Origin of the sequence: Leptospira haakeii (assembly GCF_002812045.1) — a bacterium.
Taxonomy (GTDB): domain Bacteria; phylum Spirochaetota; class Leptospiria; order Leptospirales; family Leptospiraceae; genus Leptospira_B; species Leptospira_B haakeii.
In genome coordinates this window covers 95029-109575 of the sequence record NZ_NPEG01000012.1, presented here as the reverse complement: position 1 = coordinate 109575, position 14547 = coordinate 95029, and the positions used below count along the sequence as shown (strand labels likewise).

General features: G+C 40.5%; 15 protein-coding genes. 9 read left to right on the top strand and 6 right to left on the bottom strand.

Going from position 1 to position 14547, the window contains the following annotated elements:
* Nucleotide 1 precedes the first annotated feature (1 nt).
* Both CH377_RS15905 and CH377_RS15900 read left to right on the top strand, forming a co-directional pair.
* A complete protein-coding gene (locus CH377_RS15905) occupies nt 2–880 on the top strand; it encodes an early set domain-containing protein (RefSeq protein ID WP_100724737.1) in 879 nt (292 codons plus the stop codon).
* A 31-nt stretch (nt 881–911) separates the two neighbouring features.
* Complete coding sequence (locus tag CH377_RS15900; protein WP_100724736.1) at nt 912–1634, top strand: hypothetical protein; 723 nt, start codon at nt 912–914, stop codon at nt 1632–1634.
* Between the two features lie 42 nt (nt 1635–1676).
* Here CH377_RS15900 and trxB read toward each other — a convergent pair whose 3' ends face one another.
* A complete protein-coding gene (gene trxB, locus CH377_RS15895) occupies nt 1677–2624 on the bottom strand; it encodes a thioredoxin-disulfide reductase (RefSeq protein ID WP_100724735.1) in 948 nt (315 codons plus the stop codon).
* Between the two features lie 170 nt (nt 2625–2794).
* Here trxB and CH377_RS15890 point away from each other — a divergent pair, with 170 nt between their 5' ends.
* Nucleotides 2795–4105 (top strand): LA_2490 family SGNH/GDSL-type esterase, encoded by a 1311-nt coding sequence (locus CH377_RS15890; RefSeq protein ID WP_100724734.1) that lies wholly within the window; start codon nt 2795–2797, stop codon nt 4103–4105.
* Nucleotides 4095–5525: an MBOAT family O-acyltransferase gene (locus CH377_RS15885; protein ID WP_100724733.1), complete on the top strand. Its 1431-nt coding sequence runs from the start codon at nt 4095–4097 to the stop codon at nt 5523–5525. The genes CH377_RS15890 and CH377_RS15885 overlap by 11 nt, the downstream gene beginning before the upstream one ends.
* Nucleotides 5526–5630: 105 nt before the next feature.
* Here the strand turns inward: CH377_RS15885 and CH377_RS15880 are convergent, their stop codons facing one another.
* Together CH377_RS15880 and CH377_RS15875 are read right to left on the bottom strand one after the other, a co-directional pair.
* Nucleotides 5631–6686 (bottom strand): LA_2486 family SGNH/GDSL-type esterase, encoded by a 1056-nt coding sequence (locus CH377_RS15880; protein WP_100724732.1) that lies wholly within the window; start codon nt 6684–6686, stop codon nt 5631–5633.
* Complete coding sequence (locus tag CH377_RS15875) at nt 6683–7231, bottom strand: tetratricopeptide repeat protein (protein ID WP_100724731.1); 549 nt, start codon at nt 7229–7231, stop codon at nt 6683–6685. The genes CH377_RS15880 and CH377_RS15875 overlap by 4 nt, the downstream gene beginning before the upstream one ends.
* Before the next feature lie 173 nt (nt 7232–7404).
* Between CH377_RS15875 and xerD the strand changes: the two genes are divergently transcribed.
* Genes xerD through CH377_RS15860 form a run of 3 tightly spaced genes read left to right on the top strand, consistent with a single transcriptional unit; the run spans nt 7405 to nt 9210 of the window.
* Nucleotides 7405–8301 carry a site-specific tyrosine recombinase XerD gene (gene xerD, locus CH377_RS15870; protein WP_100724756.1) on the top strand — a complete coding sequence of 299 codons (897 nt, stop codon included), beginning with the start codon at nt 7405–7407 and terminating at the stop codon, nt 8299–8301.
* Nucleotides 8302–8319: 18 nt separating this feature from the next.
* Nucleotides 8320–8745 (top strand): ATP-binding protein, encoded by a 426-nt coding sequence (locus CH377_RS15865; protein ID WP_100724730.1) that lies wholly within the window; start codon nt 8320–8322, stop codon nt 8743–8745.
* A 60-nt stretch (nt 8746–8805) separates the two neighbouring features.
* On the top strand, nt 8806–9210 hold the full coding sequence (locus tag CH377_RS15860; protein WP_100724729.1) for an LA_2478/LA_2722/LA_4182 family protein: 405 nt from the start codon (nt 8806–8808) through the stop codon (nt 9208–9210).
* Between the two features lie 52 nt (nt 9211–9262).
* Here the strand turns inward: CH377_RS15860 and CH377_RS15855 are convergent, their stop codons facing one another.
* Entirely contained in the window at nt 9263–10981 is a 1719-nt protein-coding gene (locus CH377_RS15855; protein ID WP_100724728.1) for a DUF342 domain-containing protein, read from the bottom strand.
* A 211-nt stretch (nt 10982–11192) separates the two neighbouring features.
* On the opposite strand from CH377_RS15855, the gene CH377_RS15845 reads away from it, so the two are divergent.
* Together CH377_RS15845 and CH377_RS15840 are read left to right on the top strand one after the other, a co-directional pair.
* Nucleotides 11193–11798 (top strand): LIC_11485 family protein, encoded by a 606-nt coding sequence (locus tag CH377_RS15845; RefSeq protein ID WP_100724726.1) that lies wholly within the window; start codon nt 11193–11195, stop codon nt 11796–11798.
* 1 nt (nt 11799) lies between these two features.
* Nucleotides 11800–12777, top strand: a complete 978-nt coding sequence (locus tag CH377_RS15840) for a tetratricopeptide repeat protein (RefSeq protein WP_100724725.1) — start codon at nt 11800–11802, stop codon at nt 12775–12777.
* Here the strand turns inward: CH377_RS15840 and CH377_RS15835 are convergent.
* Both CH377_RS15835 and CH377_RS15830 read right to left on the bottom strand, forming a co-directional pair.
* Nucleotides 12774–13238 carry a chemotaxis protein CheX gene (locus tag CH377_RS15835; RefSeq protein WP_086446434.1) on the bottom strand — a complete coding sequence of 155 codons (465 nt, stop codon included), beginning with the start codon at nt 13236–13238 and terminating at the stop codon, nt 12774–12776. The genes CH377_RS15840 and CH377_RS15835 overlap by 4 nt on opposite strands.
* Entirely contained in the window at nt 13238–14455 is a 1218-nt protein-coding gene (locus tag CH377_RS15830; RefSeq protein WP_100724724.1) for a hypothetical protein, read from the bottom strand. The genes CH377_RS15835 and CH377_RS15830 overlap by 1 nt, the downstream gene beginning before the upstream one ends.
* Nucleotides 14456–14547: the final 92 nt, after the last annotated feature.

The window sequence follows — 14547 nt, the reverse complement described above, 5'->3', positions numbered from 1 at the left end:
TATGGTGCATAAAGCCAAGGCGATTGCCTTACTTACCTTGATATTGACCTTCGCCCTTGCTGCGGAAGAGGCGGAAGATTGGATCGGAGCCTTCCGGTCGGTGGATTATGAGGAAGGAGAAGAAGCCCTTCCCGAAGAAAAAATTTATTATTTCTGGCAATTGGAAAATTTGAGAAAGGCTGTCCCGCCTAGATTCATCCGATTTGTGGATACGTTCTCCGCTTTAAAAACCGGAAAACTATTAAATCGTGGAGTTTTGTTCAGTTACGAAGGGCTTGCAAACGATGAGGTAAGCGTTTGTGGAGAATTCAGTCATTGGCAATGTGTTTCCTTGCAGAAGAATGATAAGGGAATTTTTTATGGAGTAGTGGATATCCACGGAGACCAACTCTATGAAGCAAAACCTGCCTATGAATACAAGTTCAAAGTAGACGGCATATTCACACATGATCCTGAAAATCCGGATACTGTAGAAGATGGAGAAGGTTCTTTAGTATCTAGGATTGCTTTTAGAGAAGGTGGACCCAATAAACAAACAAGCACCAGGGTTTTAGAAGATTCTCCTTACGAAGAAAAAGAATTTAGAACCGTTGAATTCAGAATTTATCAACCCCAAGCAGAATCAGTAAGTCTGATCGGAGATTTTAATCATTGGGATCCGGAATCCGATTTTTTGATCAAAGAAAGGAATGGAACCTTTAGGGTAGTAAAGAAGTTAAAGCCTGGTGAATACCAATACAATTTCTTAGTAGATGGAAAGATCGTAGTGGATACTTATAATCCTCTTACAGTGTTAAGAGAAGACACAGGTGAGATCTCTTCCGCATTAGTAGTTCCTATCAGAACCGGAGTTTTGGAAAGAAAGAAGATTGACCCCTAAGGCATAAGAACGGATTGTTTAGATCCGTTCTATGGAAAAGCTGCGTCTCTCCGTATATTTTGTGATCGGGATCATAATCATCCTGATCGTATTTACCCTTTTAAAAAGTTGGTTCGTATACGACCGAGGGATCGAGCTCGCAAAACATCCGTCTAACAGCATCCAGACTGTATATGTGGAACCGGATGATGATCTAGTGGAACATTCGGCCGTAGTTTGGGGAAAATTTTTATATTACCCATTGGGCTTAAATAGGGACAGAGAAAACTTCGGTCCCCGCAAAACACTAAATCATGCTCAAAACCTTGTATTCGTAGACCTTCAAACAGGAAGAAACCGTAAAGTATTTAATAAAAGTGTATATATCTGGGATTATTTTTATGGAGCGGAACCTGAAAAGTCGAGCTCCGATCCTGAAACACAAGAAGTTTCAGAGGATGTGTTCTTAGGTTTAAAAACTGGAAAAAAATTTGTGATCGTTGGAATGCCGGAAGATACCAACAAAGACGGGTATCTAAATCAAAAGGATTCCAAAAAGGTTTTTGTATACGATCCGAACTATGACGAATTACTTCCTATTCTTCCCAAAAAATTCTATCTGGAAAAAATCCTGCCGGATACTCCGGAAAACAAATTAGTGATGATCGTAAAAAGAGAAGAAGAGTCCGGCCCCGGTAAAAAGAAGCCGAATCTTCCTACATTATATATTTATGATACTCTTCAAAAAAGAGGTCAGATGATAGAGCGCCCATAACTGGACGACTCTTCGTTTTACTCGAAACGTATCCCTTTCGTATTACTCTTCCTGAGCTTCTAACCATCTTTCTGCTTCGAGAGCAGCCATACATCCAGAACCCGCGGCGGTAATCGCTTGGCGATATGTTTTATCTTGAACATCTCCAGCAGCAAACACACCATCTACACTCGTGCGAGTTGTGCCTGGAACAGTTTTGATATAACCTGTTTCGTCCAGATCTAATTGGCCTTCAAAAATTTCGGTATTTGGTTTATGGCCGATCGCGTAGAATAAACCACCCACAGCAAGTTCTTTCGTTTTTCCTGTAGTAAGTTCTTTTACTGAAAGGGAAGTGAGTTGGCTTCCATTTCCTTGTGCGCCTTCTACAGCAGTATTCCAAATAATTTCTATCTTAGGATGAGTGGTTGCTCTCTTCTGCATGATCTTAGAAGCTCTTAAAGAATCTCTTCTGTGGATCAAATAAACTTTGGATGCAAATTTGGTTAAGTGAGCCGCTTCTTCTACTGCGGAATCTCCACCACCTACAACAGCTAGTTCTTTGTTTCTGTAAATTGGAAGCGCCCCATCACAAACTGCACAGGCAGAAATTCCTTTTTGCCAATAAGAATCTTCACCAGGGATAAACATTCTTTTCGCGGTTGCACCTGTTGCGATGATTACAGTCTCTGCTTCGATCAGTTCGTCATCGGACCAAATACGAAATGGTCTTTTAGAAAAGTCCACTTTGGTAATTGTTTGTGTGATAATTTTAGTGCCATATTTTTCGGACTGAGCACGGAACAAATTAGTAAGTTGGGTCCCATCGATCCCTTCCGGAAAACCTGGGAAATTTTCCACCTCAGTGGTTGTGGTGAGCTGTCCGCCTGCAGCGATTCCGCCCGCCATAAATCCTTCGTACATAACAGGGTTTAAATTCGCTCTTGCTGCGTAAATTGCAGCAGTATGACCCGCAGGACCGGATCCAATGATGACTACTTTATGGGGCATCTCATTTCCTCTAATGATTTAGAATGATTCTAAATTGATTTTATTTTTAGACTGGGGAATTGTAAAGTAGATCTTTTTTTTCGAGAAGAAAGAGTCGGAATTCCAACAGTCCCTTTCCTAGATGAATTGTCTTGTCATCCGGGTAGGAATCCAAATGCTATCCAGTATTCATGGATTTCGCCAAAAAATCGTTTTTCGGCCTAGTTTTTTTGATCCTAATCTTCCTCGGAACCGAAGCCGGTTTGGTTCTATTACGCAGTCCTTCTCTTCAATACTATAGGGATCTTAAACTCATCCACAGTTTTCATCCGGATTATTACGTGGCTCTTGAGCCTGGCCAATCCAAATATATCAGCCATTTTGCCGGAAAATGGGAAGGCCAATTCAGTATCAACTCTCTAGGTCTTCGTGGAAAAGAAGAGCCCATCCCGGGAAAACCGAAACTTCTATGTTTAGGAGATAGTTTGGTGATGGGATTCGGAGTGGGCGACTCGGATACATTTTGCCAACTTTTGGACGGAATAGAATTAAAGGGAGAAGTAAGGCAGGCTTTAAACCTAGGAGTAGATGCCTACGGATCCAGAGGTTCCTATTACAGACTCAAAGATATTTCTTCCAAATTGGACAATGTAAAAGAAATACTATTTTTTATTTCTCCGAACGATTTCGATATGCCGGAAGTTCTTGCAAAAAAAGGAATTTTGCCAGACGACCAAACGGATGCGATCCGAGAAAAAGATCCGAACTACGCTCGGAACTTTAAATTACAATTTATTTTAACAAGGATTTCTTATACACTCCAGGCTCTAAAACTGGCTTATGAGCAGATCCAAGTTACATTTGCAGTCACTAAACTTTCCGTTTGTAAAGAATTGGATTCGGTTGGATTTTATAGATGCCGCTTACTGGACGGAGATGAAATTCCTGCCGAGCCAAAGCAAGTTTCAGGAAATCTAGTTTCTTATTTTGAGTCTTCTTTTTTCAGAACCGTTAAAAAGCCAAATTGTGATTCAGATATAACTCCAACTTCAGCAGTATTTGGAGCGATGTGTCCTGAACCGGTTCCTTCTCATGTTTCTTGTGTGGATTCTCCTCCTTCTCCAGAAACTCTTCCGGTTTTACCTGAACTCACTCAAGAATATTATCAAAAGATGATAGATCTTGCAAAGGAAAGGGGATTTAAGTTGGTTCCGGTGATTCTGCCTATCCAAATAGAAGAGATCTATTGTTATAATAATGGAAAATACCATCCATTAGAAAATTACGCAACCCGTGCCTCCGCATTTTTCGAAAAACGTGGAGTAAAAGTTTTACGTTTCAAAAAGGAAACTGGATCGATGTGCGGTTTTGATCAGAACGGCAAAAAATTCGGGATTTTAGATCATTATATCCCGGAAGATGGGCATTTTACGAAAAGAGGAAATATTTGGGCAGCGGAATCTCTTAAAGCCAAATTGAAGGAGACAGACCTTGCTCTTTAATTCCCTTCATTATTTATTTTTTGCACCCATAGTCATCTTAGTTTATTTTCTGGTTCCTTCCAGATTCCAAAAACTTTGGTTATTAGTTACTAGCTTATATTTTTACGCAGTTTTCAGGGTTCCATTCATCCTATTGCTGATCTATTCCATTGGGATCACGTATTTTTGTACACTTTGGATGGATAAGTCTGAGTCCAGGTTTGGAAAATTATTTTTCCTGAATATAGCTATCTGGGGAAACCTGTCTTTGCTTTACTTCTTCAAGTATCTGGACTTCTCTTTCACTGTTTGGAATACGATCCTTGGACTGGTCCCATGCGAACCATATTATGCGTATCCTTCCGGGATCCTTCTGCCGATGGGGATTTCATTTTTTACCCTTCAGGCGATTGCTTATGCGGTGGACGTATATCATAAAAAAGTAAAAAGAGCGGAAAGTTTATTTCAGTTCGGATTATTTTTAAGTTTTTTCCCGCAGTTGGTAGCAGGACCGATCATTCGTGCCCAAGACATGCTCCACCAATTTCTGGACACGTATACATTCAAAAAAGAAAATTTATTACCGGGGATCAGACAACTTGCCTGGGGACTTTTCAAAAAAACATTCGTAGCAGATCCAATTGCAGCAGTAATTGATCCGGTATTTGCGGATCCACTTCATTATGGTTGGTTCTCTTTAGCGGTTACAGGTTCCTTATACATCATACAAATGTATTGCGACTTCTCCGGATATTCGGATGTAGCTATCGGAACGGGAAGGATCATGGGCTTCCACATCCCGATCAACTTTAGACAACCTTTCCTTTCCCAAACAGTATCGGAATTCTGGAGACGTTGGCATATATCATTCAGCTCTTGGTTGAAGGAATACGTATATATCTTCTTAGGCGGGAATAAAAAAGGGGTCTCCAGAACTTATATCAACTTATTCCTTACTACATTTGTAAGCGGGATCTGGCATGGAGCGGATTGGAATTTTGTAGTCTGGGGATTTGTTCATGCAAGTTTAATGGTCATCGAAAGATTCGCATTTTCCTTCGAACGTATCAAAAATTATTGGGATAAGATCCCAAGTACCATCAAAGTAGCTTATCCATTCACCATCTTTGGAATTTCCATGTATTTCTTCCGAGCAAGACCTGTCGAAGGAATTGGAAATAGTGTCCAAGTAGGTTGGGCAATGGTAAGCAGAATGTTCTCCGGAGTAGAAGGTGACTTCTTACCGGTACCGTTATCCGTTCTTTCTACGGTGTTTATTCTAATGCTCGGCGATTATCTGATGGAGAAAGAAACTCCTTGGGCCAAAAAACTTTTCGAAAATCGAGTTTGGGTCTATGGCATCTCTGGAATTCTAATCTCTATCTGTTTTATCTTATATAGTGTAACTGTAAGCGCGCCTTTCTTGTATTTCCAATTCTAGGACTTCTTTCGCACAGAAGCACGAAGACCACAGAGAGATTCATTTGCAGGAGTTCCTACACAAACTCATCCTTTGTGTTCTTTGTGAGCTTCGTGTGAAAATATTCTAATGAATGTCCTTCTCTATCTCGGAAGCAATGAAACGATACAGACTAGGATTCGGATGACCGTCTTTCGGAAGAAAAATCTCTTGAGAGTCTTTCTTCCAATAATCGTAAATCGTTTGTTGGAGGTCCAACACGGGAATTCCGGAATCGATCGCGATCTGTCTGACTTCCTTCACCAGGGCGGAATCTACCACGGGCTCGTACTTTTCGTTCGGCTCGGGAAGAAATACGAGAACAAGAGGGATCTTCTTTTCTTTTACAAATTCAAATAAAGAAATGGCCGCTTTTCTATGAGGATGATCTGGACCCAAAACGGAACCGCTGGAAGGGATCACTAGGTTTTCCGCAGACTCTGGCTTGTATCTTTCATAAACAATTTTGAATGTGTTAAATACTGCGCTGTATTTAGAAAGAATATAGGAAACTCGTACAAATATTCTTTTTTTAACAGAATTCTGTAACTGTAATTCTCTATAAGAATCAGTAAAATCAGATATATGATAGATCCAATAGGCAACAATGGGCGGAGAAGAATCCTTCAAAACTTCGGTTAGTCTTTCTTGGATTCCGAAACTCCCTAGCGCATCCACTCCTAAATTTCTGACCCTGATCCGGGTATTCTTTTGCTCTAAAATTGAATTTAAAGCCCAAGGAAGACTTTCCTGGTCGGATACTAAATAGCCTAAAGCAACAGAATCTCCTAAAACCCAAACTTCCGGCACATCTTGCTTGGATGAATTCCCACCTGAAATGTCATTTACATCCGCGCCAACTCTATAAGTGATCCTTTCTCCTCTAAAATCAGTAGAAACACGATACCTAATATTTTTTTCCGGATGATACAATTCTAAACTTTGATTCGGGCAAAGTCTCATCCAAGGGATGGAGAAAAGGCCCCCGGAAGTTTCTAGGCAATGCAGTTTTTTATCTTCCAATCTGAATTGAACGGAAGGGAAGTAGGGAAGTCTGAGTAAAACTTCTAAAAGTAAAAAAAGAAAAACAGAATATAATAAAAACTGAAAACGAATTTTCCTGGAATAGGTAACCTCTCTCATTTACCTGAAGTTTCCTCGTAGAGTTTTTTCCCACAGAATTCAAACAATCTTTTAGACGCTGGATTTGATTCTGGGATCCGGTTCTCTACAAAACGTTTCCTTTCCGAAACATTTTTCTTGGAATCTAAGATACAAGAACTTAAAAACCTGGCTAAACTCTCTCTATCCTTGTCCCAACTTTCCGAAAATCCCCGCAAAACGGTTTCAGTCTCGTCTCTGGATCCTGCTAATAGATAAATTTCTAAAAGATAAAGAAGTATCTCCGGATTTTTGGGATCTTTTTTGAGAGCTTTTTCTAGATAGAGTGCAGCGGATCCTGGTGCTTCTCCACTTTCCGCTAAAAGAATTCCTAAATTTTTATTCGCAGTAAAATTTTCCGGATTTTCTCGAAGTGCTAAATCGTAATAATATAAAGCCTCTGCAGTGTTGCCTTGTGCTTCTTTTTCTCTCGCCTTACTTGCTAACTCACCTGAGGAATCGCAATTCAAAGCAATTTGGGACATAAGCAAAATTATGGCGTATCGGAACTTCTGTCTCATTTCCATAGTTTTTTTTCCCTTAGGGGATAAGAAAAAGGGCGGTTTTTTGTTATGTCGGCCCGTCGAATTTGTACAATTTACGGGCCTCCTCGTGCCGCAATCTTAAAAAAGTTTCAATCTCGAGGGAGAATTTGTCCGAAGGATTTAGTACTGTAATAATCGGAAGCGGGACTAAGAAAGTGACATCTTCTCATAAGAATCTACTCCAAAATTTTCAAGAATACCTCTCGGTTGAGAAGGGTCTGAGCGACAATTCCATTTACTCGTACGGATACGATCTGAACAAGTTTAAGAACTTCCTCGAAAAGGAACATATCGACTTCCTGGAAGTCCAAGCGAACGACATAGTTCGTTTCTTAAACGAAGAACGAAACCGCAAGATCTCCGCAAAGACGATCGCTCGTGAAGTGGTTGCCATTCGCCAATTTTATAAATTTCTAAAAGACGAAAAGAAGCTGGATTCAAATCCAACGGAGAAGATCGAAACTCCGGAAGTGATGAGATCTATTCCAGATTATCTGACCCAAGAAGAGATCGAGGAATTGTTCAATGTGATCAAAGAGGATAATCTCTATGAACTCAGAGACAAATGTATTTTCGAACTTCTATATTCTTCCGGACTTAGGATCTCGGAAGCATGTAACCTAAGACTGACCGACATGGATATGTCCGGAATGACTTTAACCGTAGAAGGTAAAGGTGGACGCCAAAGACTAGTACCATTCGGTGAAAAATCTTTGGACATTCTGAATCGTTACTTAAAACAAAGCAGACCTTATATTCTGAAAAACAGAAATTGTGACTATCTTTTCGTTTCTAAAAAAGGATCTTTCATCAATAGAAAGTCCGTTTGGAGACTTCTGAACCATTATATCAAAAGAACAAACATCAAGAAAAAAGTGACTCCACATACTCTGAGACACTCTTTCGCGACCCACTTGTTGGAAAATCACGCAGATCTAAAATCGGTTCAGGAACTTTTGGGGCATATCGATATTTCGACTACCCAGATCTATACTCATATGGCGAATAAAACTCTAAAGGAAGTTCATAAGAAATTCCATCCTAGAGGATAAATTTCCCCGGACCTAATTTTGGCCGAGATCAAAAAAAACGACTATTCGAATCAATTTAGGATACAAGTTCCTTCCCATCCGCGTTACGTGACTGTAGCGCGGAATTTCGTTTATAACCTAGCAAGAGAATCAGGATTTTCCCTTTATGATGCTGCCGATCTGAAATTGGCAGTCGGGGAATGTCTTTTGAACGTGATTAAACACGCTTATCTTGGAAAAACGAATTATCCGATTTTTTTAGAAGTTACTGTTCTTGAGAATCGTATGGAAGTTCGTATCAGGGATTTCGGAGTTCAAAAAAATATTTCCGAGATCAGGGGATACGATCCAGGAGATTATAGGGAAGAAGGGATCGGATTATACCTGGTCCGAAAACTAACGGACCATTTTTATATAGACCAGTCCGGAAAAGGGAATCGCCTGATTCTCACAAAAATGAAATAATTAAAAAGAACGGCTTGCAGAATAATAGAATTGTCCGTCTATTCTGTATAATCCAAGCGTATGCTTTCGATGACCCAAATGAAATTTATCTCTATACTCGTATTTTCGATCTTTATTCTTTCATGCCGAAAGGGACCTTCCTTATCCAAAGAAGAAGTGAAGGAACTTAGCCAAAATTATATTAAAGAGTTATGTAAAAAGAATTTAGAATGTTCCGCTCAATATCTGGAGTCACTTCCTTCTGGAGAGCAGAATGCCGCTAAGTCCGGATTTTCTTCTTTGGACCAATGTATGGCGGAACAAAGTAACCAGTCCATTCTTCCAGACGATTACGAGAAAGTAACCGACCAGCAGATCGGAAAAGTGAAACGTTGTATGGATGACCTTCTCAAAACTCCTTGTTCCGAAATGGAGCAGGCTGGCGGCATCCCGTCTTGTAGAGAGTTATTTCCGGACGGAAACTGAAATAGACCGAAAAAAACTGCTAGTAGTGTTTGGCAAAAGCCAAGTAATTCTTTTAATCTGTAGAAGATTCGGATTCAGAGGATTCTTCCTGTAAAAGTCCGAGTCGTTTTGGTTTTACCTTAGAATGGGCGATTTGTCCATCTCCTCCTAAATATAAGAAAGAAGGACCCGGGATTTCTTTTAGTTTCACGCTGAACTTTTTGTTTCTACCCAGGTTTGCTTCTACCCCTGGGAAAATTTCCCTTTCTACTTCTATAAATGAATTTTTATCAGGATCGAAGGATAGTATGGCCGATTGTTCCTGAGCAAACAGATTTTCTAAGATAGAACTGTATTTTTGACGGATTGCTTGCAGTTTTGGTAGGCTGTCTTTTTCTTCAGGGCTAAGGTTTCTTCTTTGAGAATCATCGCTTAGTTTTTGGATACTAGTATCTACTTTTTTTAATATATCTTGGTTTTTACGAATTTCTGATTTTAGATCTTCTAATTCGGAAAGAAGTTCAGGAGGCATTCCGCAACTAAGTACAGTTTTCGTTTCTACGATAGCGCCTAGTTTTGTACAGGTAATCATTTTTCCTGCGACACATTGACCACCGATGATTTCTCCTCTTCCACCTCTGACTACCACGGATTCTCCGGCGATTAGTTCGGAGTGCATCGCAGCTTCTTCTATGAAGATGGAATTCTTAGCGATCATCTTTCCTTGTTCTATAAATTTTGCATAGATATCTGCACCCGATTCTATCATTCCTCCGTTTCTTCCCATAAATCCTCCGGAAAGAACGATATCTCCTTTTGCTTTTAAGAAAACTTTACCCACTGATTTTTTAACTATGATGGATCCGTCAGTCTCAAGCGTAAAACCGTCCGCGATAGATTCTTCTACAATGATTGTACCTGGAAAATTAATATTTCCTGTGGAGAAGTCCACATTCTCCAGTAAACAAACCTCATCCACACGAATGACACCGAAACGATCAATGAGAGGCCGGCCGTCTATAAGAGATTGTACTATATTTCCATCTTCGGAAATTTTAACATTAGGACCTAGTTTCCATTCAGCTAATTTACCTTCTTCGAATGGGAGAACTTCTCCTCTTACGTTTTTACCCGGTTTGCCAGGAGAAGGAGAAACTTTTTCCGCAAGTTTTTGGTTCTTTTTCACACTTTGGATGATCTGTATATTTTTGAAATCCACTCTTCCGAATTCGTCTTCTTCCAAAGTTGGTGTGCCTGGGTGTTGGAATAAAATACGTATATCCCCATCTTTTCCAGGAATAGGGGATTCACCTTGGGCGACTAGAGTTCTTTTTCCATAATCTTCTGCTTGAGAAAGTTTGAGTATTGATTCTTCTATAATCCCAAAAACGATCCCGTTGGATTGTAATTGGGCAAGGACCTCGTCTCTAGTTAATAATTTTCCGCCGAATTTTGGTGGGTGGAGAATTCCATGGACGGTCATTTTATCTTCTGAAATTTTTAAGTCGAGGCTGGATGCTTCCGGTTTGCCTGGCCATTTCCCGACCAGATGTGGTTCCGAGTCTTTGGCCTTTAAGATACGTTTGACTTCTTCTTCGCCAATACCTGAAATTTTAAATACATCCAATCGTTTTAGAATTTCACGATATTCTACTTCCTTTCCTTTTTTTCCGGCGGGGAAGATCGTGAGATAGGCGAGTCCGTCCAGATTTTCCACCTTGAAAAATCCGTTTTCGTTCTCTTCTAGATCTTTTAATAGTGATTCTGTAAAATTGCGGATCGAGTCGCTCATCCTGGGGGGCCGTTGTTGGAGAGTAAGTCCCATCCTATTTTTTACAATCGAAAACCTGTAAAAAGACTTAATGGCCGGGGACTGAAAAACTCCGAAATTTGTTTATTTTCAGACTGGATCTTGTATGTCGAAGTTACTACAACCCTTCCTTTTTTGAAAAATTATGTCCTTGAAAAATCGGCAAATCGGCCGATGATCCTAGGGTAATACTATGGCATTCAACCCATTCTCCATTCTGACCAATATCAGGGTATCGATAGACCAGGTTCTGGGGAATCTCCCTCCAAAAGTGGTAAAAACGATTGGAACCGCTGCTCTCAGCTTGGCGGTCCTGGTCGCGATGGTCCTAGGGTGGTTCAGTTTCCAAAAAGGTTTGGCTTTAGCTGGAGAAGAGGACCAGGCCAAAGAATTGGATCGTAAGGCCCTATTTTTAGAAGATATAGAAAGAGAATATAATCGGAAAAGAAAGGACGTAAGATGGAGCGACCCTTCCTACTCGGATTCCGGAAGTTCTTCTTTGGATATAGAAAGATATAGTTTGGAAAAACCGAAGATGGATCCTTCTGCTCCTAAACCTGAGCTGGAAGAGTCTGATACAATCCGTAATTCTAAAATGAAGGATGGTGATTCTAGAGTTTTCTTTCCGACAGAAAACGAAAGGCCTGCTCGTGAGGATTTAGCTCCTAGCGATAAGGGCTCAGATTCTCCTCGTTTGGAACCGAGCGCAAAACAACCTAGTAGAGAACTTCCTGGGGAAAAGGAAGAGTCCAGGTTGAGTCGCCCTCCTAGAAAAGAACAAAGGCCTAGGGGAGAATGAAATGAAATATATTATTCTTTATTTTAGTATTTTTCTTTTAGCAAATCAGATCTCGGCGGACTTTCCTCTGCCAATTCCGGAACCAAACGAAGGGAATTTTTCTTCTAAGGGAACTTCTCCGGATGAACCTCTTCCTCCGATCGATGCGAGTTCTGTAGTTGCGGAACAAAAACCGGAGCAAGCTGGAGCAGAATCAGTTTCCGAAATTAGATCAGCAGACGGTGAAGAACCAAAAATTGCGGAAACAAAACAAGCTGCTTCAGAACCTGCAAAAGAGAAAAAAACAAAACTTCCAAATCTTGCGGATAAAAAAGATAAAAAAAACGGCAAGAAGAAGGAGACTACTGATCCAAGTAGAGCCGCTTACGAAAGAGGGCTTTTACGTCTTAGAAACGGACAAAAAGATGCTGCTAAAGAAGAATTTGGTAAGGCTGCATCAACAGAAGGAACTGCAAGTTCTCAAGCAAAATTAGAATTATCTAAATTAGAAAATACAAAGGCTCCGGATTCAAATGCGGAAGCTCCAGCAGCGGAAGACGATTCCAGATGGAAAACTTCTTTGGAGACTGCAAGATCTCTTAGAGCTCAGGGCAAAAATTCGGAAGCAGAGTCCATTCTTCTTAGAACCGCAACTGAGGGAGAAGGAGAATATAGATCCAGGGCTTTATTACAATTAGGCGATATGCTTTTCAGAATGGGAAGATATTCGGATGCCCGTAGTTACCTAATGGATTTTTGGAATCGTTTCGGCAAAACTTTCCCGAATGCGGAAGATTCAAATTCCAGAGAATTCAAAAGACAAAGAGAAGAAAAAGAATTAGGCGCTTATTTACTTTTTAAATCCAGCTATAAGGCAGGAGAAGGGGAGTGGGCCAAAAGGTTTCTAAAAAAATATTTAGATAAGTCTGTTTCCGAATCCCAAGGAGTGTATTCCCCCTTGAGAACGGAAATGGAATCTTTCGCAAAAAGCGATCTTTAAGTTAAAGCTACGTTTACTTCTAATTTTCCGAATTTAGAAAATAGACTGATCCCTAATGCTTGTTTTTTAGGGATCTTAATCGTTTCATTTTTTGCATCCACGATATTCGGAGCAGTGATCTCGATCGACTGACCTGCAGTAGCGAAAATATTCATCGCGTTACCTGTAGTCATGTTTGCGATCTCACCTAAGATATCTTTATATTCATTTTTGATATCGTCGTCGCTCATACCTGGCATCAGCTTCTTGGAAATTTTATAAGCCGCGTCGTAGTTCAAACCGTAGATCACTTCTCCGTTAAACGTTCCCAAAACTCCGATGATGATCGCAAGTTCCAGTGTGGTTTCTGGAGTGTCTTTGATACCGATCTTTCCACGGATCAGGTCGGTCTGTAATATATCCCGGAATACAATTGTAGCTGCTTCCAGGAATGGGTTTACTAACTCGGCGCGGATTTGCATTATTCCTCCGAAACGGATCTAACGGATGCTCGTTCGACTTTGATACTTTCCTCTAGGGATTGTGGAATTTCCATGAGTATTGCAGTGAGTAAGGAGCCGTTATCCCTGGTTCTCAAGAATGTCGGATCAGGGGTTCCTAATTTGACTCCGGAGAAGGAAACGATCGCGTATTTTTCTCCTTCTCTATATGGTCCGATATTTTTCTTTTGGGTCAAACCTGGAAGGCTCAAATCCTGTAAGAACTTTTTATCGGAAGTTAAAGAGAATATATCTTTACCTAGGTTGATCTTTTTTAGGTCGGAAAGAGATTTATTCTTAAGAGAAACAGTTTGTCTTCCTAAAAGTGTAGCGATCTTTTGTAAACCGTCCGGCTCGTTTTGTAGAGTGACTAGTTTTGCTTTTAAAGACTCTAAAGAGTTCTTACGTGCTTCTACTAAATACTTACTTCTGAGAACTGTTTTTCTTTCCTCGAATGGGATCGCCTTACCATCTTTACCTTTTAAGGTATTTGGATCTAGGGATTCTTTATCGTAAAGTTCTTTTAATTGAGCGTCGGTAGGCTCCAGATTTCTTTCGGAAGCTTTGACTAGGTCTTCTTCCGTATATAAAACTGCGTCCAGATCCACTCTTGCACCGGAAGCTTCTGAGAGCACATTTAGCTCTCCGTCCGTGCGTCGGATCTCGGTTGGAAGGAAGTTTTGGAAAAGAGCCTGGGACACTTTATAATCAATCCTAAAACGTAGAGGTGCCTGCTGGAGGAACTGACGATAAATTTCTTCCGGTTTTTTCAGATCTTCTTCAGAATATCCTGCTCCTTGGAGAGAATTTTTAGAAACTCTTTTAGCTTCTTCCCATAGAGCCTGTCTTTCTGATTCTTCAGTGATAGTGTAACCCACCGAATTTCCGATCTTGCGGAAAATATATTGGCCTTTTAAAGATTGGAAGGCGCAGTCTGCCCAAAGTGCCTCGGAGCCTTGTCCTTGGTACATCTGGATACAAAATCTTTTAGCTGCGTTGAATGAATCGATTGGGACACTTTGGTCGTCAATACTTCCCATGGTGATGCTTGCCTTTCCGGCCAGCATATCTATACCTACTTGTTCCACATCCGGCTTTAAGAGCATGATGATCAGCATTAGGACAAGAATCCCTAAAAAAACTGCCGATCCGACTTTGAATAAAATATCTTTAATTGAAATTCCGTCTGGATTTGTCATAAAACTACGTTCACAAGGAAGACTGGCCCGCGCCTGGAATCTGTAAAGGAGAAAAACCGCCCGAAAAATGCTTCAGAAACGGCGAAATTGGA

Excerpts from the sequence above, each read along its gene's own strand:
- CH377_RS15905 (WP_100724737.1), top strand. The coding sequence starts at position 2 with ATGGTGCATAAAGCCAAGGCGATTGCCTTACTTACCTTGATATTGACC.
- CH377_RS15900 (WP_100724736.1), top strand. The coding sequence starts at position 912 with ATGGAAAAGCTGCGTCTCTCCGTATATTTTGTGATCGGGATCATAATC.
- trxB (WP_100724735.1), bottom strand. The coding sequence starts at position 2,624 with ATGCCCCATAAAGTAGTCATCATTGGATCCGGTCCTGCGGGTCATACT.
- CH377_RS15890 (WP_100724734.1), top strand. The coding sequence starts at position 2,795 with ATGGATTTCGCCAAAAAATCGTTTTTCGGCCTAGTTTTTTTGATCCTA.
- CH377_RS15880 (WP_100724732.1), bottom strand. The coding sequence starts at position 6,686 with ATGAGAGAGGTTACCTATTCCAGGAAAATTCGTTTTCAGTTTTTATTA.
- CH377_RS15875 (WP_100724731.1), bottom strand. The coding sequence starts at position 7,231 with ATGGAAATGAGACAGAAGTTCCGATACGCCATAATTTTGCTTATGTCC.
- CH377_RS15860 (WP_100724729.1), top strand. The coding sequence starts at position 8,806 with ATGCTTTCGATGACCCAAATGAAATTTATCTCTATACTCGTATTTTCG.
- CH377_RS15855 (WP_100724728.1), bottom strand. The coding sequence starts at position 10,981 with ATGAGCGACTCGATCCGCAATTTTACAGAATCACTATTAAAAGATCTA.
- CH377_RS15845 (WP_100724726.1), top strand. The coding sequence starts at position 11,193 with ATGGCATTCAACCCATTCTCCATTCTGACCAATATCAGGGTATCGATA.
- CH377_RS15840 (WP_100724725.1), top strand. The coding sequence starts at position 11,800 with ATGAAATATATTATTCTTTATTTTAGTATTTTTCTTTTAGCAAATCAG.
- CH377_RS15835 (WP_086446434.1), bottom strand. The coding sequence starts at position 13,238 with ATGCAAATCCGCGCCGAGTTAGTAAACCCATTCCTGGAAGCAGCTACA.
- CH377_RS15830 (WP_100724724.1), bottom strand. The coding sequence starts at position 14,455 with ATGACAAATCCAGACGGAATTTCAATTAAAGATATTTTATTCAAAGTC.